This window comes from Mesorhizobium sp. B2-8-9, from assembly GCF_006439475.1.
In the GTDB taxonomy this organism is placed as follows: Bacteria; Pseudomonadota; Alphaproteobacteria; order Rhizobiales; family Rhizobiaceae; genus Mesorhizobium.
The window spans coordinates 1-21,370 of sequence record NZ_VFTQ01000023.1; the positions used below are offsets into that span (position 1 = coordinate 1).

Below are 21,370 nucleotides of genomic sequence, written 5' to 3' on the forward strand. Positions count from 1 at the left end.
GATTTCAGCGTCGTCACCAATGACGGCAAGGAGCTCGACGCCAAGCTGATCGGCACCGATCCGCGCACCGATCTCGCCGTGCTCAAGGTCGATGGCGGCGGCAACAAGTTCACCTATGTCGACTTCGCCGACGATTCCAAGGTCCGCATCGGCGACTGGGTGGTCGCCGTCGGCAATCCGTTCGGCCTGGGCGGCACTGTCACCGCGGGCATCGTCTCGGCCCGCGGCCGCGACATCGGCGCCGGCCCTTATGACGACTTCATCCAGATCGACGCTTCGGTCAACCGCGGCAATTCGGGCGGTCCGACCTTCAACCTCAACGGCCAGGTGATCGGCATCAACACCGCCATCTTCTCGCCGTCGGGCGGCAGCGTCGGCATTGCCTTCGATATCCCGGCCTCGACCGCCAAGCAGGTGGTCCAGGACCTGATGAAGAGCGGCTCGGTCCAGCGCGGCTGGCTCGGCGTCGAGATCCAGCCGGTCACCAAGGACATCGCCGAGTCGCTCGGCCTGAAGTCGGACAAGGGCGCGCTGGTGTCGAGCGCCCAGGATGGCGGGCCGGGCAAGAAGGCGGGCATCGTCGCCGGTGACGTCATCACCCAGGTCGACGGCAAGGATGTCGCCTCGCCGAAGGAGCTCGCCCGCATGATCGGTGCGTTCGCGCCGGGCAAATCGGTCGACGTCACCGTCTGGCGCAACGGCAAGGACGAGACGGTCAAGGTCGATCTCGGCACGCTGCCCGCCAGCGACAAGCAGGCCTCGAACGACGACAGCAACAAGCAGTCGGCGCCCGCCGCCAAGCCCGACAAGCTCGCCGATCTCGGCCTGACCGTCACGAAGTCCGACAACGGCAAGGGCCTCGTGGTCACCGACGTCGATCCCGACAGCGAGGCGGCCGACCGCGGCATCCAGCCCGGCGACGTCATCACCTCGATCAATTCGAACGAGGTGAACACCACCGACGACGTGTCCAAGGCGATGACCGATGCCGCCAAGGCCGGCCGCAAGGCCGTGCTGATGCAGATCACCCGCGACGACTCGAACCGCTTCGTGGCGCTGCCGGTCGGCAAGGGCTGAGGCATCAACGTTCAGATTTTCCCTGCGGCGGTATCAACACCCCCGAACCGCCGCCGGGAAAACGTAAGCCAGATGTGCTCTGTGCTCCCCCAAGTCGCCAGGGGCCTGCAAGATCTCTCAGGATTGCGGACAGATCTCTCGATTTGGTCAAAGCGGGAGCTAATTGGTAGCCTATCGGCTGCTGACAGTGCAAATACCTCATGCCGATGAGAACCGCCGGCATGACGACGCCGGCCAGCAGCTCTCCGCAGCGAGCCGCCCCGGTCCTGTCGAGGCTCATTCAGTGGAGCCTGGAAGGAACCGTCCCTCTGATGGAACTTTGCCACAGCGACCCAGTTTGGCTCTGCATGGCCCCTTCCCCCAAAACTTCGCAGCAGTCCACACGTTCGGCCCAACAGGTGTTTGAGGATCATCTCCGGCTGAGGCTGCAAGGTCGTCTCGAGGAGGATCTGGCGCGCAACTACGCCGCTGACGTTGTTCTCCTTACAGTCAACTCGAATGACTGTGGCCATGACGCGCTCCGGAACTCGGCAAGAAGGTTGAGAGATCAACTGCCCGGGGCGAAATTCGAGTTGATCAAGAAGCAAGTGCGTGAGCGCTTCGCGCTGCTTATCTGGCGTGCGAGTTCCGAGCGCTTCGACGCTGCGGACGGGGCCGATACCTTCTTCATTCAGGACGGTTTGATCCGTCTTCAAACGATCCACTATAGGCTCCTGTTGAGCGCGGACTATTAAGGCGTTGGAGGCGCGCGGAACTTCTTCTGAGTGGATTGGTTGCACGTTGGTAACGACGAAAGCAGTGGCAATGGCAGGTCCGAAGACGCGCGAAGCTCATCATGCCGGAGAGGTGGTCGATATAAATTCGGCGACCATTGACGAACTCATGGCGGCCGGAGGGCTCAACCTCGCGCAGGCAAGTGCAGTTATCGAGGCCAGGCCGCTCGCGAGTTGGCGGGAAGTTGCGCGGCTCCCCGGATTTGACCCAGAAACGATCAGTCGCCTGAGAGCAGGCAGACTAGAGATTCGAACGCTGTAGTTCCCGCTCGTCGAGGTGCCCGACAGCGCCGGTGAAGTCGGGTGGTGATCCTGAGCAGCAAGACCGTTACGCGCGCGGACGACCGCCCCCGACAGGCACTGCCGGTGAGGATCTGAGCGCGGAGCCGCGCCTTTTGGGGTACCTGTGTCGATTACGCGCTCATTCGCTGGGCAGCGCGTAGGCGATCACGGCGTCGCCGTTGCGCGTCCCCAACCCGCCATGACCACCAGCGGCAATCGCTATATATTCGCGACCGTCGCGGCCTTGATAGACCGCCGGCGTTGCCTGCCCGCCCGCCGGCAGCCGCGCCCGCCACACGACCTTGCCACTCCGCTCGTCGATCGCGCGGATGTAATCATCGGCATAGGCTCCCACGAAGATCAGCCCGCCTGCGGTAATGGACGAGCCGCCGATGTTGAAGATGCCGGTCGGCAACGGCAGGTCGTAGTGGGTCTTGAACAGCCCCATGTCGCGTGTGGTCCCGACGGGCCTCTCCCAAACAATCTGGCGGGTGGAGAGATCGATCGCGACCATTTTGCCCCAGGGCGGCCGCATGCACGGGGCGTCCAGCGCATTGAGCCAAGGCTTCACCGTGACTTCGTAAGGTGTTCCGTATTGCGGACCGTTGGCAAACTCGGGCGGTTGCGGATAAGGCTGTCCGCTCTCCCACCCGGCCCAAGGATAAATCAGTCCCTTCTTCACCGCCTCATCGTGCGGCGTAGCCCTGGAGGTGAAGGGGATATAGCTTGTGTTGGCGATGAACAGGTGGCGCGCGGGATCGATCGCTCCACCTTGCCAGTCGATCACGCCGTCGAAAGCCGGGTAGAGGATGGAGCCTTGCGTGGTCGGCGGGGTAAAGAGCCCATCGTTTCGGCTGCCGGCGAGCTTGATACGGCAGAGCATCTGGTCGATCGGGGTCACACCCCAAGTGTCTACACCGGTCAATCTGGCGGGCGTCAAGCTTGGCATTCCCACGGAATAGGGCTGGGTCGGGGAGAGCTTATCGCCGGGCAGACCGTTCTGCGGGACCGGCTTCTCATCAACGGCGGCGAGTGGGTGCCCGTCGCGCCGATCGAGCAGGAATAGCTGGCCATGCTTCGTGGTCTGCACCATCGCAGGCGTGCCGTCGGGCAGGTCGACGAGGCTGCCGGCGATCGGCAGGTCGAAATCCCACACGTCGTGATGGACAGTCTGGAAGTGCCAACGCTCACGCCCGCTGTCGATCTCGAGCGCCACAATGGCGGAGCTGTACTTCTCGTCGAACGGCCGTCGTTTGGCACCCCAGTAGTCAGGCGTGGCATTGCCCATAGGCACGAAGACCAACCCAAGCTTGTCGTCCGCCGTGTATGCGCCCCAGCCGTTCGGGGTACCGCGAGTGTAGATTTCCCCGGGCCTCAAGGGCGAAGTCGGATCGGCGCGACCCATGTCCCAGGCCCAGGCGAGCTTGCCGCTGCGGGCATCGAAGGCGCGGATCACGCCCGACGGCTCGCCCTCCGTCTGATTGTCATATACCCAGCCGGAAAGGATGATCTTGCCGCGGGCAATCATCGGCTGCGAGGTGATGAAGTGGAAACCGGGCGGCACCACACCCATGCCCTGTCTCAGGTCCACATAGCCGTTCTCGCCAAAATCCGGGCAGAGTTGGCCCGTTCGCGCATCCAACGCGAACAAGCGCGCGTCGGCTGTCGTCGAGATGATCCGCTCGTAGCAAGTGTCCCCTGTCGCGCCAACCGTCGCGTGCGCGACGCCTCTGCAGGCGAGATAGATATTGGACCTGGTGTCGTTCTGCGGGTGGAAACGCCAGCGCTGATCACCGGTAACGGGGTCGAGCGCCACGACGTCGCGGTGCGGCGTGCACAGATACATGGTGTCGCCGACCTTGATCGGGGTCGCTTCGAAATTGAACTCGTGGCCATGAGCGTTCTCCCCGGGGCGGGGCATGTCGCCTGTGTGGAAAGTCCATGCGACCTTAAGCTGGTTGACATTGACGGGGGTGATCTGCGTGAGAGGCGAGTATCGATGCCCTTCCGCAGTGCGGCCGTAATACACCCAGTCGCCAGGCGCGACCGCGAAGTCGGGATTGCTCACGGCGGAAGCCGATGCGATCTGACCGTTCTGCCGCCACCGTTGGGCGGTTGTCATCCAACCGGCGGCGAACACGAGCGCGATCAGCGCAACGCACGCGCCGGCGCCGATCCAACGGTATGCCGCGCGAAGGCCCAGCCGTCCGGCGACCCAGGGCATCGCTATCCACAGACCCAGGACTGCTGGCGCTACCAGCCGCGGCAGCAGCGCCCAACCGTCGAGCCGCACTTCGTAAAGGGACCAGACCAAGGTGAAAGCAAGGACGACGCCATAGAGCCAAAACCCAAGCGGTCGCTGCAGAAGGATCAAGGTGCCCGAGGCGATCAGGAGGAGTCCGGTCACAACGTAGTAGACGGTGCCGCCGAGCCACACAAGATCAGCACCGCCCACCGCAAGCACGGCGCCAATCAGAGCGACGAGGAGACCTGTGACCCCGGTAAGGCTCAGGATTCGAGCGCGCATCGTAACCTCCATCGTTTCGGGTTGGCGCGATTGCCTCCCCATGAACAGAACGCAGGGGTTGCGGGACCGCCAACCGTGGTGTCCCTGCTTTGCGGCTTTGCGGTTATCCCTGGCCCCCGCCGACCGCAGATGTTTCCAGTGCGAAGCAGCCACTGGACATAGGAAGGCCGACTCCGAAGGCTCGCCCGGGCTCGCGCGGTGGCAGCTATCGGGTTTACGTCCCTTCCGAGCTGCCTCCATGTGCTGGGGCACGTCAGATCGGGCCAGCCATGCCGTCGGAGCGAATGCCGCTGGATCCGAGTTGCTTCTTTTCGCAGCAGTGCCCCAAAACCGCGCCGACATCATTAGGTTCCTTGCTCTTGCCGGTGGCGAGCGAAACGCACCTCGCCAGATTCGCCAAAGACTCGAAAGAGAATGCCGGCCTCGGGCCGCCGCGAGCTCAAGCGCACGGGCGCCTTCCCGTGGGCGTGCACCCCGCACTCGCCCCGGATCGAGGCCGGCCAACCAAGGGAGCTTGTTGAAATTATTGGGGCGCACCCAGTAGCCGCTTTTACGCGCCGACATACTCAAGAGTGACAGCGCTGCGGCCAGTTCTGCCTGCCTTGTCACCAATCCGTGAACGCAGGGCAATTCTTTGGAACACCTGGGCGATTGCGAAGTTCCGGCAGCCGGAGAGCAATTCAGGTTCCGGAGGGATGCCGCAGGTTTTTGCCAAAAGCGCCGACGGCGTCGCGCGCCTCGTTCTATGGGGCACACTCCTGGCGTCCATGTCTTTGGCGTTTCTCGGGACGGCAATGCTGAGATCGCACTTTGTCACGGGAGTGGGGGAAGCGATGGCGCAGCCTGTGCCTTTCAGCCACAAGCATCACGTGGGGCAGCTGGGCATCGATTGCCGCTATTGCCACAACGGGGTCGAGACATCCGCCTCGGCTGGCCTTCCAGCCACGGAGGTTTGCATGACCTGCCACTCTCAGCTTTATACCAACGCCGCCATGCTTGCGCCGGTCCGGGCAAGCTTGGCCAGCGGCCAGCCTTTGCGCTGGCGGCGCGTCAACTCAGTGCCGGACTACGTCTACTTCAATCACTCGATCCACATCGCCAAAGGCGTTGCGTGCGAAACATGCCACGGCGAGGTCGATGAGATGCCGCTGATGGCGACGGCGCAGCCACTGTCCATGGAATGGTGTCTTGGCTGCCATAGAAATCCCGGCCCGAACCTTCGTCCCCCTCGCGATGTCTTTCTACTGCACTGGAGAGCGCCCGAGGACATCGATGCCATTCGCAAGCAGCTGATCAGCGCTCTTGGCATTCACCCCGACACCATGACGGATTGCTATGTCTGCCACCGGTAGCCAACTCATCGCCCGGCAAAACGAGCAGCTGTGGCGCAGCCTGGAGCAGCGGGCCGGAACGGCTGAGCTGGACAGCTATCTGCAGGCGGAATTCCCGTCGCTCGCCCGCCGGCTCCCGGTAGACGTCGACCGACGCACCCTGCTGCAGCTGATGGGTGCATCGCTGTCGATGGCGGGGCTGGCCGCCTGCAGTCCGGCACGGGAAATCGTGCCCTATGTCCGCCAGCCGGAAGTCGTGATCCCCGGCAAGCCGCTGTACTATGCGACCGCCCTGTCGAGCCAGGGCTACGGCATCGGTGCAGTGGTCGAGAGCCATGAGGGTCGCCCAACCAAGGTTGAAGGCAATCCCGATCATCCGAGCTCGCGCGGTGCTACCGACGCCGTCATGCAAGCCGCCGTCCTGGAACTGTTCGATCCTGAGCGATCGCGAACGCCGCTCAAAAATGGGGATCCGGCGTCGTACGGCGACTTCCTCCGCGACATGGCCGCTTTGGGCACGCACTTGGCAACAAGGCAGGGAGAAGGCTGCGCGATCCTGATCGGGGCGACAACCTCTCCCACGCTCAAAGCCCAGATCGAGCGGCTCCGCTCGCGTTACCCATCTTTGCGAATCTATGGTCACGATGCCTTGGCCACGCCCGGGGCCGAACAAGCGGGGCAGTCCCTGCTCGGCCGCGCCTGCGTTCCTGTCTATCATTTCGACAAGGCTGACGTGGTCCTCTCGCTGGACTCCGACTTCCTCGCGCAGGGTCCCGGTCGTCTCGCCTACGCATCGGATTTCGTCTCCCGGCGGCACCTACGCGCCCCCGGCGACTCGATGAGCCGGTTTTTCGCCCTCGCCACGACGCCGAGCATCACGGCTGCGGCTGCTGATCACCATTACGCCGTCCGGCCAAGCCGGGTGGAAGCGCTTTCACAAGCGCTTGCCGCCGCCATGGGCGTCGAACCGTCCAGCAACACGCCCGATGTGGAACGTCCACCATGGTTTGCCGATGCGACCGCCGAACTCCGGTCCGCCGGAGCGCGAGCACTCGTTGTCGCCGGCGAGCAGCAAAGCGGCTATGTCCACAGCGTCGCCCTGGCGATCAATGCTCGTCTTGGCGCGCTGGGTAACACCGTCCACCTGATCGATGCCCCCCATGCAATGCCGGTGACCGGTGACCTGGACGCGCTCTATCGGGACATCGAAGCCAGCTCGGTGAGCGCGCTTTTCGTGCTTGGCACCAATCCCATGGCAACGGCTCCGGCCGACATGGATATTGCGAAGGCCTTCAAACGCCTGACCCTGCTCGTCCACTGCGGTCTTTATCGCGACGCCACGGCCATGCTGTCCCACTGGCACATTCCGGCCGCTCACGACCTGGAGGCATGGAGCGACGCGCGAGCTCATGACGGCACCGCCTCGATCATGCAGCCGCTGATAGCCCCTCTGTTCGGTGGCAGGACGTTGCACGAAATGCTTGCCGCCCTGGAAGGCGATTTCAATCCCGACCCGCTGTCACTGGTCCGCGCGACGTGGGCGACATCGCTGGATGATGAAGCCTGGCGCAGGACGCTCCGCGACGGGGTGGTCGCGGGGACGGCGGCAGCGCCGATAGCCGCCGCAACTTTAGGCGCCCTTCCCCCGCTCGGCGGCAAGTCCCGCGATAACGGCCTGGAGGTCCGCATAGTCGCCGATCCGTATCTGGGCGACGGACGGCACGCCAACTGCGCCATGCTGCAGGAGTTGCCCCATCCGCTGACGAAGGTCGTCTGGAGCAACGTCGTCATGATCGCCCCGGCGAACGCCGATGAGCTTGGGGTTCGCAACGGGCAGACGATCAGGCTGGAACGCAACAGGCAATCGATCGAAGGGCCGGCATGGATCATGCCGGGTCACCCCAGCGATACGGTGACCCTTACGCTCGGCCGCGGGCAGCTCCCGTTGGGCGGCGTAGCGGCGATGGCGGGGGGCTATGACGCTTTTCGGTTCCGGACGGCCGGCGAACCCTGGTTTGCACAGGACGTTGCGATGACCGTGGGCCGACGGGTTGCTCCCATCGTGACGACGCAGGAGCATCAGACGATGGAGGGGCGCGCAATCGTGCGCTTTGCCTCGCTCGATCATTTCAAACAGGCACCGGATTTCGTGCGCGACGGCGTCCCGCCTCCACCGACGGAATCCGTCTACCCCGATTGGGGCTATCCTGAAGAGGCGTGGGCGATGTCGATCGATCTGTCGGCCTGCATCGGCTGCATGGCCTGTGTCGCAGCTTGCCAGACGGAGAACAACATCCCAACCGTCGGGCCCGAGCAATGTGCACTGGGCCACGAGATGCACTGGCTGCGCGTCGACCGTTACTATCACGGACCGCCGGAGGGACCGGAAACACTATTCCAGCCTGTACCCTGCATGCAGTGCGAGAAGGCGCCGTGCGAGGTCGTCTGCCCGGTCAACGCCACGGTCCATACCCATGACGGGCTGAATGCCCAAGTCTATAACCGCTGCATCGGCACCCGCTACTGCTCCCAGAACTGTCCCTACAAGGTGAGGCGCTTCAATTTCCTTGAGTTCCAGAACTTCGACAAGGAGACGGCCGGCCCGCGTCAGGCGGCATACAATCCCAACGTCACGGTGCGCTCGCGCGGCGTCATGGAAAAATGTACCTATTGCGTCCAGCGCATCAGCGCCAAGCGCATCGAGGCGCAGAAAGACAACCGGCCTGTCCAGGACGGAGAGGTGGTCACCGCCTGCCAGCAGGCCTGCCCGACGCGCGCCATCACCTTCGGCGACAAGAACCGCAAGCAGTCCCAGGTAAGCCGCGAGCGAACCGCACCTCATTCCTATGCTTTGCTGGAAGAACTGAATACCCGTCCTCGAACCACCTACCTTGGGCGCATCCGCAACAATGGCAGCAGGGACGATACGGTTTCGGGTCGTCAGGGGAAAGCAGATGGCTGAGGCTGCAGCGGACACCAACAAAACGCCGCCTCGCCCGCCCAATCTGTTGGGCCGGCACGACTTCCCCGAGATCAGCGGGCGTATCGCTTCGGTCGTGCTTCAGGGGCGGCTGCCGCGCTTCTTCTGGACAGCCTTCTTCCTGTTCTTCCTCCTTGTCCTGCTCTTCCTCTATTCGATCACCTATCTGATTGCGGTCGGCGTCGGCGCCTACGGCGTCAATATTCCCGTCGCGTGGGGCACCATGATCTCTTCCTTCGTCTGGTGGATCGGCATCGGGCACGCCGGCACGTTGATCTCGGCGGTGCTTTTGCTTCTGCGCCAGCCATGGCGCGCCTCCATAAACCGGTTCGCCGAAGCCATGACGCTCTTCGCCGTTGCCATGGCCGGTCTTTATCCAATCCTGCATCTTGGCCGGCCCTGGTTCTTCTATTGGCTGCTGCCGCTGCCCGACACGCATATGCGCTGGCCGCAATGGCGCAGTCCCTTGGTCTGGGATTTCGCCGCGATCGCCACCTATGCGACTGTCTCGCTGCTGTTCTGGTACATGGGCCTGCTGCCTGACCTCGCGATCCTGCGCGACCGGGCGCGCTGGCGCGCCGCTCAGGTCTTTTACGGCCTGCTTGCAATGGGATGGCGCGGCTCGGCCGATCACTGGGCACGCTTTGAAAGCGTCTATTACCTGATGGCGGCGCTTGCGACGCCGTTGGTTGTTTCGGTCCATTCCATCGTCTCGCTCGACTTCACCTTCGCGATCGTGCCCGGCTACCATTCGACGATCTTCCCGCCCTATTTCGTCGCCGGCGCGCTGCTCTCGGGCTTCGCCATGGTGCTGACCATCGCCATCCCGTTGCGGTGGGCCTTCTCGGTCGAAGACCTGATCACGCTCAAGCACATGGACAATGCCGCCAAGCTGATGATCGCGTCAGGCATGGTCGTCGCCTACGGCTACGTCTCCGAGGCCTTCTTCGCCTGGTACTCCGGCGAAGCCTACGAGCGCACCATGATGGTCGAGCGGGCCATCGGGCCCTATGCGTGGATGTTCTGGGTGATGCTGGTCTGCAATTGCGGCGTTCTTCAACTGCTGTGGTTTCGCGCGGTGCGGCGCAACATGCCGCTCCTGTTCATGGTCGCCGTGATCATCAATATCGGCATGTGGCTGGAGCGTTATGTGATCGTCGTCAGCGGTCCCAGCCGCGACTTCCTGCCTTCTGCGTGGGACGAGCAATCGCTGACCTGGCTCGACTACGGCATCTTGTTCGGCTCCCTGGGCACCTTCTTTGCCCTGGTGTTCCTGTTCATCCGCATCCTGCCGGCGATCACGATCTTCGAGGTTGAGGAACTGGCTGAAGAGGGCAAGGGCTCATGACGCTCTACGGCATCATCGCATCATTCCCAGATGCCGATCGCCTTGCCGATGCAGCCAAGGCCATGCGCAAACGCGGCTATTGCCGTATGGACGGCTTCTCCCTATATCCCGTCCCGGATCTCGCTGAGATCCTGGGCATGCCCAAGACCAGAATGCCGCTTGTGGTGCTTGCCGGCGCAGTGGTCGGGGCGGCCTTTGCTTACGGGCTGATCCTCTACTCAGTAGAGGTAGACTATCCGATCAATGTCGGCGGCAGACCGCTGCATTCGTGGCCGGCTTATATCGTCATCGCCTTCGAGGCCGCCATCCTTGGCGCCGCCGTTGCCGGATTCATCGGCATGTTTGTCGCCAACGGCCTGCCGCGCTACTACCATCCCGTCTTCAACGCGCCGATCTTCAGTTTTGCCGAAGGGGGCAACTTCTATCTTCTGGTGAGGGCCGACGATCCGAAATTCAGCAAGCCTGCGACCAGAGCCCAGCTCGAGCGGCTGGGTGCAGACCAAATTTCAGAGGTGGAGGCATGAGGGCGGCCCTCGCCCTGCTGTTCGGCATGGCGCCGTTGCTGGCCGCCTGCAACCAGCAAATGGCCGAGCAACCGCGCTACAATCCGCTGGATGCAAGCAACCAGTTTGCTGATGGCAGATCGGCGCGAATGCCGGTTGCCGGCACGATCGACCGCAGCGCAGACCTTGCCGCCGCATCACAGACGATCCCCTATCCGATAACGCTTGCCCTGCTCCAACATGGACGCGAGCGGTTCGAGATCTTCTGCGCACCCTGCCACGGACGCGCCGGCGATGGCCGCGGGGTCATCCCGAGGCACGGCTTTCCTTCGCCGCCAAGCTACCATCAGGACGCGCTGCGCCAGGCTTCGGACCGCCATTTCTATGATGTCATCACCAACGGATACGGAGTGATGTATTCCTACCGATCGCGCGTGCCGCCGGCGGATCGGTGGGCGATCGTCGCCTACATCCGTGCGCTGCAATATTCGCGCCACGCACCGGTGGCTGAACTGAGCGGCGATCTGAAGGCCAAGCTTCAGGGCGAGGCCGCACCATGATCCGGCTTCCCGACCACGGCCCGGCAAGGGCGGCATTGGCGGTAGGCGCAATCGGCCTCGTTGTCTGTGTTGCAGGCGCTTTCCTCAATCTGCGAGTGCTGCTTGCCGCCTGGATGACGGCCGCGATGCTCGCGGTTGGCTTTCCGCTTGGCGCCATGACGCTGCTGATGATTCATGGCCTCACGGGTGGCCGCTGGGGAGACGCGATGCGGCCCTGCTTGCGGGCAATAACCTGCACGCTGCCACTGGCGCTGGTCCTCCTCTTGCCTGTGGCGGCCCGCCCCGACCTCGTCTTTCCTTGGGCGCTCGGTGACACCGCGGCTTTGCCGGACGTCGTCCGCGAAAAACTGTCATACCTCAACGTCCCGTTCTTCCTCGTTCGGCTCGGGGTTTGTGCCGCGATCTGGCTGGTGCTGGCCGCCTTGATCCTGAACTCGACCGATGGCGACAAGGGTGCCCGTTCAAGCCGTGGCTTCGCGCTTGGTCTCGTGCTGCAAGCGGTAGCGGTGTCGGTTTTCGCAATAGACTGGATGCTGTCCCTCGACCCGGAATTGAGCTCGACAGTCTACGGCATGTTGGAGGCATCTGCCGAGGTCGTCGGCGCCGCGTCGTTGACCTTGCTGGTCCTTGCCGCGACGCGAGCCGTCGCGGCTTTGCCGGGCGGAGGCGAAAAGACCTCACTCGGCGAGGACGTGGCCAACATGCTGTTCGGCTTCATGCTTACCCTGGCCTACCTCGCCTACATGCAATGGCTGGTCATCTGGGCGGGTGACCTGCCAAACGACATTCACTGGTACGTGCTGCGCACGTCAGGCATCTGGCTGGTCGTGCTTTGGCTGGTCGTCCTGCTGCAGTTCATTGTGCCATTCGCCGGGTTTCTTGTGCGCGGCGTCAAACGCAGTCACCGGGGCCTGATGTCGTTGGCGCTGGCGATGCTTGCCGGGCATATATTCGAGACCGTGTGGCGCGTCCGCGCGCCTCTGGTCGCGCCGCAACTGTCCTCGATGTGGATCGAATTGGCCGCCTTTGCCGGTGCCGGCGGGCTGTGGCTCGCGGTGTTCCTGTTGCTGTTGCGAGAGCCCCGGCTTCAACTTTTCTGGCGTCGGGTGGGCATTCATGGCTGAGAATTCGCGCCGTCCCGAAACGCGAGACGTCTGGCCCGGAACCCTGCTTCTCTTCGCAGGAGGACTGGTCGTGTTTCTGCTCGTGGCGAGCGGGCTGCTCTATGCACTGTTCGTCCTGCCTCCGCGGTGGCCGCCGCCAGGTGCCGCATGGCGTTCAAACGATGCGACGCCGAAGCTCTCGACGACGCCGGGACAGGACCTCGCCTCGACCCGGAATGAGGAAAATGCCGAGCTGAACCAGCTTGGTTGGGTCGACCGCGCGGCAGGCATTGCTCGCATTCCGATCGACGACGCCATGAAGCTCGTCGTTCGAAACGGCTTGCCGGTTTGGGACAAAGCCGCGGCGGCAGCGGGAGAGTGCGCCCTGCTGAGCGGAGACGTGCCCCGGTCGAAGCAAGCGCAGCAATGCCGGGAGAGGACCATCAAAGGGACGGCCCAATGAAGTCGCTGCTGTTGGCCGCATTGCTTTTGCTTGGAAGCGCCGTGACAGTGCGCGCTGTCGAGCGACCGTCCTTCGATCCCAAGATCGGAGCGCAGTTCGACCTCGGCCGAAAGCTTCGCGACTCCTCTGGAGCCGAGCGATCCCTCGACGAGATTCTGTCAGGCAAGCCGGCGCTCGTCGTGTTCGGCTATGACAAATGTCCGAACCTGTGCGGCGTCACGCAGCAAGCGGTTGCCTCCGACCTGCAGAAGACTGGTCTTGATCCGGCGGACTACCGCGCCCTGTTTATCTCGATCGACAGGACCGAGACGCCAAAAGATGCCGCAAGTGCCAAGGAGATCGTTGCGCAGTCAACGACGCCCGCCGGGCTGAAGGCCTGGCACTTTCTGACCAGCGCGGATGGCGCCGGGGCATCACTGGCGGCTGAGGCCGGCATCCATTTCGAGGCGCGCCCGCGCGTGGATCAATTCGTCCATCCGATCGCCGTCCTGGCTGTGACACCCAAGGGGCGCATCTCTCGCGTTCTGCCCGCCCTGACCTTCGAGCCTCGCGACCTGAGGCTGGCGCTCGTCGAGGCATCCGCGAACAAGCTCGGCTCGATCGCGGATCATGTCTTTTTGCTGTGCGCCGGGTTCGACACCTCCAAGGGGCGGTATACCGCGCCTATCTGGGCCGCTCTCAAGATCGGGGGCATCGCGACGCTGCTTGTGCTTGCCAGCGGCATCGCTCTGCTTGCCCGGAGGCGAGCATGAGCTTCGGAATCCATTTCGCACCGCCGGAAGCCTCCTCGCTCGCAGGCAGGGTCGACGCCTTGTTTTATGGAGTGTTGGCGTTCTCGGCCGCCCTGACCCTGGTGCTGACAGGCCTTATCGTCTTCTATGCCGTGAAATACCGGGCAGGCACATCGGCGGATCGCACTGGCGCGCGCGGCCGCAGCCTGCCGCTGGAGATCGGCTGGACCGGCGCCAGTCTGGTTGTCGCGTTCATCATCTTCGCCTGGGGTGCTGAACTGTATATATACCGCGATCAGCCGCCTGCCGACGCGCTGGAAATAGCCGGACTCGGCAAGCAGTGGATGTGGACGTTCCGCCATGCCGGCGGGCAGCGCGAAATCAACGAGCTGCACGTGCCGGCCGGCAAGGCGGTGGTCGTGTCGCTTGCCTCGCAGGACGTCATACACTCGTTCTACGTTCCAGCGTTCCGCTTGAAGCAGGACGCCGTGCCGGGGCGAACCACGCATCTGTGGTTCATTGCCGACAAGCCGGGGCGCTATCATTTGTTCTGCGCCGAATATTGCGGCACCCAGCATTCGGAAATGGGCGGCTGGGTGACTGTCATGGCGCCTGAACAATTTGCGCAATGGCTCGCCGCGCAAGGCCAGGACGAATCCCTGGCCGAAGGTGGCGCGAGGCTCTTTCGGGCCTTGGGCTGCTCGGGCTGCCACGGACCCTCGAGCAAGGTGCGCGCGCCCGACCTCACAGGCGTCTACGGCAAGCCGGTCGCCTTGTCGGACAGGCAGACAGTGGTTGCGGACGAGGTCTATCTCAGGGACTCGATTCTGCAGCCGGCGAAACAGGTCGCCGCCGGCTATGATGCAATCATGCCGAGTTTCGACGGCCTGATCGATGAATCGGAATTGCAGATGCTGGTAGCCTATCTGAAGGCGCTGTCAGCCACTTCGCCCCCTCGCACCGAGACGAGCCAATGAGCAGCCAGAGCGCGCATATCGAGACCTATTTCCAGGAGGGTGCGGGCATACGGTCCTGGTTGCTGACCACCGACCACAAGCGCATCGCCTGGCTCTATCTTGTGTCGCTGACGGGCTTTTTCTTCCTGGGCGGTTCCTTCGCCGTTCTCATGCGCATCGAGCTTGCGACACCCGCGGGGAATCTGGTTTCCGACGCCGTCTACAACCGCCTTTTCTCCCTGCACGGCATCATCATGGTGTGGTTTTTCCTCGTGCCATCGATCCCCGCCAGCCTGGGGAATTTCCTGCTGCCACTGATGATCGGCGCCCGCGACCTCGCCTTTCCGCGTCTCAATCTCGCGAGCTGGTACGTCTTCATCATCGGCAGCGGGTTCGCGCTCGCTTCGGTCGTGGCTGGCGGCGTCGACACCGGTTGGACGTTCTACACGCCGCTTTCCAGCCTCTATTCCGACAGTTTCGTTTCCACAGCCGCGCTGGGCGTCTTCATCGTCGGCTTCTCCACCATCATGACCGGCATCAACTTCATCGTCACAGTTCACAAGCTCAGGGCTCCCGGCCTGACCTGGTTCCGGCTGCCGATCTTTGTGTGGACGTTGTATGCTACGAGCCTGGTGATGGTGCTGGCAACGCCGGTGCTTGCGGCTTCCCTGATCCTGATCGTGCTGGAGCGTGTTTTCGGGATCGGCATCTTCAACCCGGACCTCGGCGGCGATCCGCTGCTGTTCCAGCATCTGTTCTGGTTCTACTCGCATCCGGCCGTCTACATCATGATCCTGCCCGGAATGGGTGTCGTCTCGGAGGTGCTGCCCTGCTTCAGCCGGCGGCCGCTGTTCGGCTACACCTCGGTCGCGCTCGCCTCGATGGCCATAGCCGTTCTAGGCTTCCTGGTCTGGGGACATCACATGTTCGTCTCAGGACAGTCGACCTATGCAGGGGTGGTCTTTTCGTTCCTGTCGTTCTGCGTGGCAATTCCATCCGCCATCAAGGTCTTCAACTGGAGCCTGACGCTTCGCAAGGGCGAGATCACCTTCGAGGCACCGATGCTTTATTCGCTGTTCTTCCTGGCGCTGTTCACATTCGGCGGCCTGGCTGGCCTGGCGCTCGCCGCGCTGGGCTTCGACGTGCATGTGCACGACACCTATTTCGTCGTGGCGCATTTCCACTACATCATGGTCGGCGGCATGGTGATGGCGTTCATGGCCGGCATTCATTTCTGGTGGCCAAAGATGACCGGGCGGCTCTATGCGGAGATGTGGGGGCGTGTCGCTGCGGTGACGTCCCTGGTCGGGTTCAATCTAACCTTCTTTCCGCAGTTCGTGCTGGGCTATCTCGGCATGCCGCGCCGCTACCATACCTATCCACCGGAGTTCCAGTTCTGGCATGTGCTCTCTTCGGCCGGAGCGGTGGTGCTTGCAATAGGCTACCTCATGCCGCTCTTTTATCTTGGCTGGTCGCTGTTTCGCGGCGCCAAAGCCCCGGCCAACCCGTGGGGTGCGACCGGTCTCGAATGGCAGACGAGCTCGCCGCCGCCACCACACAATTTCGAAGTGACTCCGGTCGTCACGCGACCTGCCTATGATTACCCCATGAAGGGGTTGCAGCACGAACGCTTCAGCCCGCATCGGCGGGAGGATGCATGACCCGGGCACCCGAAAGCGTGGCCTTCGATACGGTGCGGCGCGAGGAAGCTGCCGACCGTTTCGGCATGTGGATTTTCTTAGGCTCGGAAGCGATGCTTTTCGGCGCCATCCTGCTGGTCTTCCTGGTGGCCCATATCCGCTATCTGCCCGCCTTCGCAGCTGCCTCAAAACATTTGTCCTTGCAGATGGGGACCCTCAACACGGCAGTGCTCATCACGTCGAGCTTCACCATGGCGTTTGCGCACGAGAGCGCGTCGGCACGCCGTTTGAACACCGCAGCCTGGATGCTGGGCATCACCGCTCTTTTGGGCGTCGCTTTCCTTTGCATAAAGGGGACCGAATACGCCAAGGAGTTCCAGGAAGGCATCGCGCCGGTTCTGGGTGCGCCTTTCTCCTATCAGGGGCCGGATCCTGTTCACGCGCAGTTCTTCTTCAGCCTCTATTTTGCGTTGACCGGCCTGCACGCAGTGCATCTGGCCAGCGGCATAGCGGTCGTTGCAGGCCTGCTTTTCTCCTGGCGGCGGACGGACGTCGACAGCCGCGTGCGCCGCACCCATGCGATCGGGCTTTACTGGCACTTCGTCGACATCGTGTGGATATTCCTGTTTCCCGTCCTCTATCTGGTGCACGCGTAGGACCATGGAGCACATCCGCAAGCTCGCCTTCGCTTATGCCGCATTGCTGGTCCTTCTTGGGCTGACGGTCGGATCATCCTTCCTCGATCTTCATGGTGCCAACACTGCCGTGAACCTTTTGATCGCGGCGATGAAGGCAGCTGTCGTCGCCGTGGTGTTCATGAAGCTGACCGGAGAGGAAACCCTGCCGCCGCTGGTCGCGGTGGCGGTCGCATTGTGGCTGGCTATTCTCTTCGGGCTGACCCTGATCGGCTGAAGAACCGGGCGCGGCTGACGCGCAGCTTTTCGGTGCTCATGCGCAAACAAGACGATCTACCGAACCGCCCAAACAGTGTTGCTGGAATCAGGCCGACCGCAACGGTGTTGTGATTAGCTGCAGCAACTTTGGCGCTGCGGACGGTCTGGCACGACTCTCCGCCACATCGCCGTGGTCCGCGCGTCCCTGACGAGTTGCTCCGTCTCACCTCGCTCGGCGTTCAATCGCGCTCCGAAAAGTGATCCGCGGAGGGAACATTTCCCCGATACCCCAGTTCGGCCGCGCACGTACTCGCAAATCATGGCCGCGTCGTGAAACCAAAAAAAGTCAGCCGCCGCCAATTCCTGGCGGCCAGCGCAACCGCCGCAGCGGCAGCCGGAACCGTTGGCACGGCACCCGCCTTTTCACGTGATGTTCATGGTGGCGACAAAGATCCGTGGCTGCCGCATCAGGCCGACGCTCCGCATCCGCTTCAGGCCGCTGACTACAAGTTTTTTAACCCCGACGAGGCGGCCTTTATCGAAGCCGCTACCGAAAGGCTCGTTCCAGACGACGCCATCGGCCCCGGAGCCAAGGCATGCGGGGTTGCGCTGTTCATCGATCATCAATTGGCCGGCGCCTACGGTCGGGCAGAGGGCTGGTACATGCAGGGCCCGTGGGCGAAGGGAGAGGACACGCAGGGCTATCAATCGCGCCTGACCCCTTCTGCGCTCTATCGTGCGGCCATCAAGGCTATAGAGGACCACGTCGCTTCCTCGCATTCTGCCACGCCTTTCGCCGGCATGGCACCAGACGAACAGGACGCCATCATAAGCGACCTCGAGAAAGGCAAGCTCGACCTTGGCGGGGTGGATGCCAAGACCTTTTTTAAGATGCTCTGGCTGAACACCAAGGAGGGCATGTTCAGCGATCCCATCTATGGCGGGAACAAGGATATGGCGGGATGGAAGATGCTTGGGTTTCCCGGCGCGCGGTACAATTATCTCGACTGGGTCGACCGGCACGGACAACGCTATGATCAACCGCCAGTCGGGATCCGCGGCCGTCCGGAATGGAACGGGGAAGGCTGACGCATGGTCAACAAGCTTCCGTCCGTCGACGTGGTTCTGGTCGGCTTCGGCTGGACCGGAGCGATCATGGCGCAGGAGCTTACCGAAGAAGGGCTCGAGGTGCTCGCGCTGGAGCGCGGCAGCTGGCGCGACACGGGAACCGATTTTGCGCCCAGCTTTATTCAGGATGAGCTGCGCTACCGCTATCACGGCCATCTGTTCGAAGAGACCGCTCAGGAGACCTTGACCTTCCGCAATGCCCCCGACCAGACGGCTCTTCCGATGCGGCGGCTCGGCTCTTTCCTGCCCGGCACCGGCGTCGGCGGGTCCATCCTCCACTGGAACGGTCAGGCCTGGCGCTTCCTTCCCTATGATTTCCAGATTCGCACCCAGACCGTCGCGCGATACGGAAATGCCGCGGTTTCGCAGGATATGATGCTGCAGGATTGGGGCATCACCTATGACGAGCTCGAGCCGTATTACATGCGCTGGGAGGAACTGTGCGGCATCGCTGGCCAGGCCGGCAACGTCAACGGACAAAAACAACCGGGCGGCAATCCGTTCGAAGGGCATCGCTCGAAGCCCTACCCCACCCCGCCGATGAAGCAGACTTACGGGCCGACGCTGTTCGGCCAAGCGGCAGCGTCCCTCGGGCTGCACCCGTTTCCGTGCCCTTCGGGCAACATGTCGCAAGCCTACACCAATCCGCTCGGTGTCACGCTGGCGCCCTGCACCTATTGCGGCTTCTGCGAGAAATTCGGCTGCGGCAACTATTCCAAGGCCAGTGCCCAGACGACCATCCTGCCCGTCCTGATGCGGAAGAAGAATTTCACTGTTCGCACCGAAAGTGAGGTCACGCGGATCAACGTCGACGCTTCCGGAAAGCACGCGACCGGCGTCACTTATGTCGATGCCCAGGGCAACGAGTTCGAGCAGCCGGCGGATCTCGTCATTGTATGCGCCTATGCCACGCATAACGTACATCTGCTGATGAGCTCCGGTATCGGCAAGATCTACGATCCAGGTAGCGGCCAAGGGACGCTCGGGAAGAACTACTGCTATCAGCTCACGCCTTCCGTCGACCTGTTCTTCGACGACAAGCTCCTCAACCCCTTCGTTGGCGCGGGCGCGCTCGGCGTCATCGTCGACGATTGGAACGGCGACAATTTCGACCACACCGGCCTCGGATTCATCCACGGCGGGTATATCGCCGGCTACATGACGACGGGACGCCCGATCGAAACGGAATTGTTGCCGGAGGGAACGCCGAAATGGGGCACCAAGTGGAAGAAGGCCTTTGTCGAGAATTATCTCAAGTCGATGTCCGTATCGCTAATGGGAGCGGTCATGCCGGACAAGTCGAACCATCTCGATCTCGATCCGACCTACCGCGATGTCTATGGCCGGCCGCTGATGCGCATGACATACGACTTCAAGCAGAACGAACTGAAGATGCAGGATTTCGCCATGGGCAAGATGGTGGAGATCGCGCACGCCATGAAGCCTCGCGAAATCAAGAAGTCGGCGCGCGGACCGCACTATGACATTGAGCCCTATCAGTCTACACACAACACCGGTGGCGCCATCATGGGCGCCAGCCCGGCCGACAGCGTGATCAACCGATATCTCCAGCACTGGGACGTGCCCAATCTGTTCGTGGTTGGCGCCAGCGCCTTCCCTCACAATAGCGGCTACAACCCGACCGGAACGGTAAGCGCTCTTGCGCTGTGGGCAGCGGATGCGATCCGCCGCCACTACCTCAAGCATCCCGGCCCACTGGTGCACGCATGATCACGCGCCGCGCAGTCGTTCTGGTGGCAGGTGCCGCAGCGGCCGGCGCAGTGCTGGTGACGCTGGGTCCCTTCGCATATGCTCAGATCGGTGATTTCGCCAAGCAGGAGCGTGGACGATATCTGGTGGCGGCGGGAGATTGTGCGGCTTGCCATACTGCCGATGACGGCAAGCCCTTCGCGGGCGACCGGCCAATCGAGACGCCCTTCGGCACGATCTACTCCGCCAACATAACCCCGGATCCCGAGACCGGCATCGGGGCGTGGACGGAAGAGCAGTTCTACCGCGCCATGCACGAGGGGCTGGCCGCCGATGGCCGGCGCCTTTACCCGGCCTTTCCTTATCCCTGGTTCACCAAGGTGAGGCGCGAGGACGTCGACGACATCCGCGCTTACCTGCGTACGCTCACGCCGGTGCGGGCCGAACCGCGCGACAACGAATTTATCTGGCCACTCAATCACGGGACAGCCATGGCCGCTTGGAACGGCCTGTTCTTCACGCCCGGCGAATTCCAGCCCGGCAAGGACCAGTCCGCCGAATGGAATCGCGGCGCCTACCTGGTTGAGGGGCTGGGCCATTGCGGCGCATGCCATACGCCCAAGAATATTCTCGGCTCGTCGAAGACGTCGGATGCCTTTCAAGGCGCGGAGGTGCAGAACTGGTTCGCGCCCAACCTGACGGGCGACAAACGCACCGGCCTGGGCTCCTGGAGCGAAGAGGACATCGTGGCCTTCCTCAAAACAGGCCACAATGCGCGCACGACCGCCTATGGTCCGATGGGCGCAGTGATCAAGGACTCGACATCGAAGCTCACGGACCAGGATCTGCAGACAATCGCCACCTTCCTCAAATCCTTGCCTGCCTTCACCCCCAATTCTGCTGGCAATGCCGATCAGAAGATGCTCAGCGCCGGAAAAGCAATTTACGGGGATGATTGCGCTGCGTGCCACCAGCTCGGCGGCGAAGGTGTCGAGGGTGTGTTCCCTTCGCTGAGGGGCGACGCGGTCGTGCAATCAGAACAACCGCTGTCGATGCTTCGCCTCATTCTGAACGGAGGCCATGCCGCAGCGACGCCGAAGAACCCCAACGACAAGACGATGCCTTCGTTCGGCTGGAAGTTGTCGGACGATCAGATTGCTGCGCTCGCCACTTATGTCCGCAACGCCTGGGGCAACCAGGCCGCTCCGGTGACTGCGGAAACGGTTCGAAACCTGCGCAGCTCCACCGACAGCGTCACGGGCGCATACTGACCTGGCGCACTGTTTCCGACGCCCCACTCTTTCGCGAGATAGCGTCGCCGATGCCGCAGATCAGAGCAGCCAGGGGCGCGCGACCTTACCCGGA

The 21,370-nt window shown here is 62.9% G+C and carries 18 protein-coding genes; 17 read left to right on the forward strand and 1 reads right to left on the reverse strand.

All coding sequences use genetic code 11. The features are described from left to right. On the forward strand, nt 1–1,077 hold a 1,077-nt coding region (locus tag FJ423_RS23715; protein WP_140845470.1), incomplete at its 5' end, for a PDZ domain-containing protein. A 221-nt stretch (nt 1,078–1,298) separates the two neighbouring features. Further along, the gene (locus tag FJ423_RS23720) at nt 1,299–1,811 is read left to right on the forward strand and encodes a hypothetical protein (RefSeq protein ID WP_140845471.1); all 513 of its coding nucleotides are present in this window, start codon (nt 1,299–1,301) and stop codon (nt 1,809–1,811) included. Between the two features lie 460 nt (nt 1,812–2,271). On the opposite strand, the gene FJ423_RS23730 is transcribed toward FJ423_RS23720, so the two are convergent. After that, on the reverse strand, nt 2,272–4,659 hold the full coding sequence (locus tag FJ423_RS23730; protein ID WP_140845473.1) for a membrane-bound PQQ-dependent dehydrogenase, glucose/quinate/shikimate family: 2,388 nt from the start codon (nt 4,657–4,659) through the stop codon (nt 2,272–2,274). Between the two features lie 695 nt (nt 4,660–5,354). Here FJ423_RS23730 and FJ423_RS23735 point away from each other — a divergent pair. From FJ423_RS23735 to FJ423_RS23805, 15 genes are all read left to right on the forward strand, one after another. After that, complete coding sequence (locus FJ423_RS23735; RefSeq protein ID WP_140845474.1) at nt 5,355–6,011, forward strand: cytochrome c3 family protein; 657 nt, start codon at nt 5,355–5,357, stop codon at nt 6,009–6,011. After that, the gene (locus tag FJ423_RS23740; RefSeq protein WP_140845475.1) at nt 5,995–8,952 is read left to right on the forward strand and encodes a TAT-variant-translocated molybdopterin oxidoreductase; all 2,958 of its coding nucleotides are present in this window, start codon (nt 5,995–5,997) and stop codon (nt 8,950–8,952) included. The genes FJ423_RS23735 and FJ423_RS23740 overlap by 17 nt, the downstream gene beginning before the upstream one ends. Continuing rightward, entirely contained in the window at nt 8,945–10,318 is a 1,374-nt protein-coding gene (nrfD, locus tag FJ423_RS23745) for an NrfD/PsrC family molybdoenzyme membrane anchor subunit (RefSeq protein WP_140845476.1), read from the forward strand. Before FJ423_RS23740 ends, nrfD begins: the two co-directional genes overlap by 8 nt. Then, nucleotides 10,315–10,842, forward strand: a complete 528-nt coding sequence (locus FJ423_RS23750) for a DUF3341 domain-containing protein (RefSeq protein WP_140845477.1) — start codon at nt 10,315–10,317, stop codon at nt 10,840–10,842. The genes nrfD and FJ423_RS23750 overlap by 4 nt, the downstream gene beginning before the upstream one ends. Further along, nucleotides 10,839–11,381 carry a cytochrome c gene (locus FJ423_RS23755; protein WP_210239574.1) on the forward strand — a complete coding sequence of 181 codons (543 nt, stop codon included), beginning with the start codon at nt 10,839–10,841 and terminating at the stop codon, nt 11,379–11,381. Before FJ423_RS23750 ends, FJ423_RS23755 begins: the two co-directional genes overlap by 4 nt. Before the next feature lie 95 nt (nt 11,382–11,476). Beyond that, nucleotides 11,477–12,505 carry a hypothetical protein gene (locus FJ423_RS23760; protein WP_140845478.1) on the forward strand — a complete coding sequence of 343 codons (1,029 nt, stop codon included), beginning with the start codon at nt 11,477–11,479 and terminating at the stop codon, nt 12,503–12,505. Further along, nucleotides 12,498–12,947, forward strand: a complete 450-nt coding sequence (locus FJ423_RS23765; protein ID WP_140845479.1) for a hypothetical protein — start codon at nt 12,498–12,500, stop codon at nt 12,945–12,947. The genes FJ423_RS23760 and FJ423_RS23765 overlap by 8 nt, the downstream gene beginning before the upstream one ends. Beyond that, nucleotides 12,944–13,699, forward strand: a complete 756-nt coding sequence (locus FJ423_RS23770) for an SCO family protein (protein ID WP_181174880.1) — start codon at nt 12,944–12,946, stop codon at nt 13,697–13,699. Before FJ423_RS23765 ends, FJ423_RS23770 begins: the two co-directional genes overlap by 4 nt. Then, entirely contained in the window at nt 13,696–14,655 is a 960-nt protein-coding gene (coxB, locus tag FJ423_RS23775) for a cytochrome c oxidase subunit II (protein ID WP_140845481.1), read from the forward strand. The genes FJ423_RS23770 and coxB overlap by 4 nt, the downstream gene beginning before the upstream one ends. Next, nucleotides 14,652–16,295, forward strand: coding sequence for a cytochrome c oxidase subunit I (ctaD, locus tag FJ423_RS23780; RefSeq protein ID WP_140845482.1), 1,644 nt, complete (start codon nt 14,652–14,654; stop codon nt 16,293–16,295). Before coxB ends, ctaD begins: the two co-directional genes overlap by 4 nt. Further along, the gene (locus FJ423_RS23785; protein ID WP_140845483.1) at nt 16,292–16,930 is read left to right on the forward strand and encodes a cytochrome c oxidase subunit 3; all 639 of its coding nucleotides are present in this window, start codon (nt 16,292–16,294) and stop codon (nt 16,928–16,930) included. The genes ctaD and FJ423_RS23785 overlap by 4 nt, the downstream gene beginning before the upstream one ends. 4 nt (nt 16,931–16,934) lie before the next feature. Continuing rightward, entirely contained in the window at nt 16,935–17,186 is a 252-nt protein-coding gene (locus FJ423_RS23790; protein ID WP_181174881.1) for a cytochrome C oxidase subunit IV family protein, read from the forward strand. A gap of 311 nt (nt 17,187–17,497) precedes the next feature. Further along, nucleotides 17,498–18,256, forward strand: a complete 759-nt coding sequence (locus FJ423_RS23795; protein WP_140845485.1) for a gluconate 2-dehydrogenase subunit 3 family protein — start codon at nt 17,498–17,500, stop codon at nt 18,254–18,256. Between the two features lie 3 nt (nt 18,257–18,259). Next, nucleotides 18,260–20,026 (forward strand): GMC family oxidoreductase, encoded by a 1,767-nt coding sequence (locus FJ423_RS23800; protein ID WP_140845486.1) that lies wholly within the window; start codon nt 18,260–18,262, stop codon nt 20,024–20,026. Beyond that, on the forward strand, nt 20,023–21,276 hold the full coding sequence (locus FJ423_RS23805) for a c-type cytochrome (protein ID WP_140845487.1): 1,254 nt from the start codon (nt 20,023–20,025) through the stop codon (nt 21,274–21,276). Before FJ423_RS23800 ends, FJ423_RS23805 begins: the two co-directional genes overlap by 4 nt. The last annotated feature ends 94 nt before the right edge of the window (nt 21,277–21,370 follow it).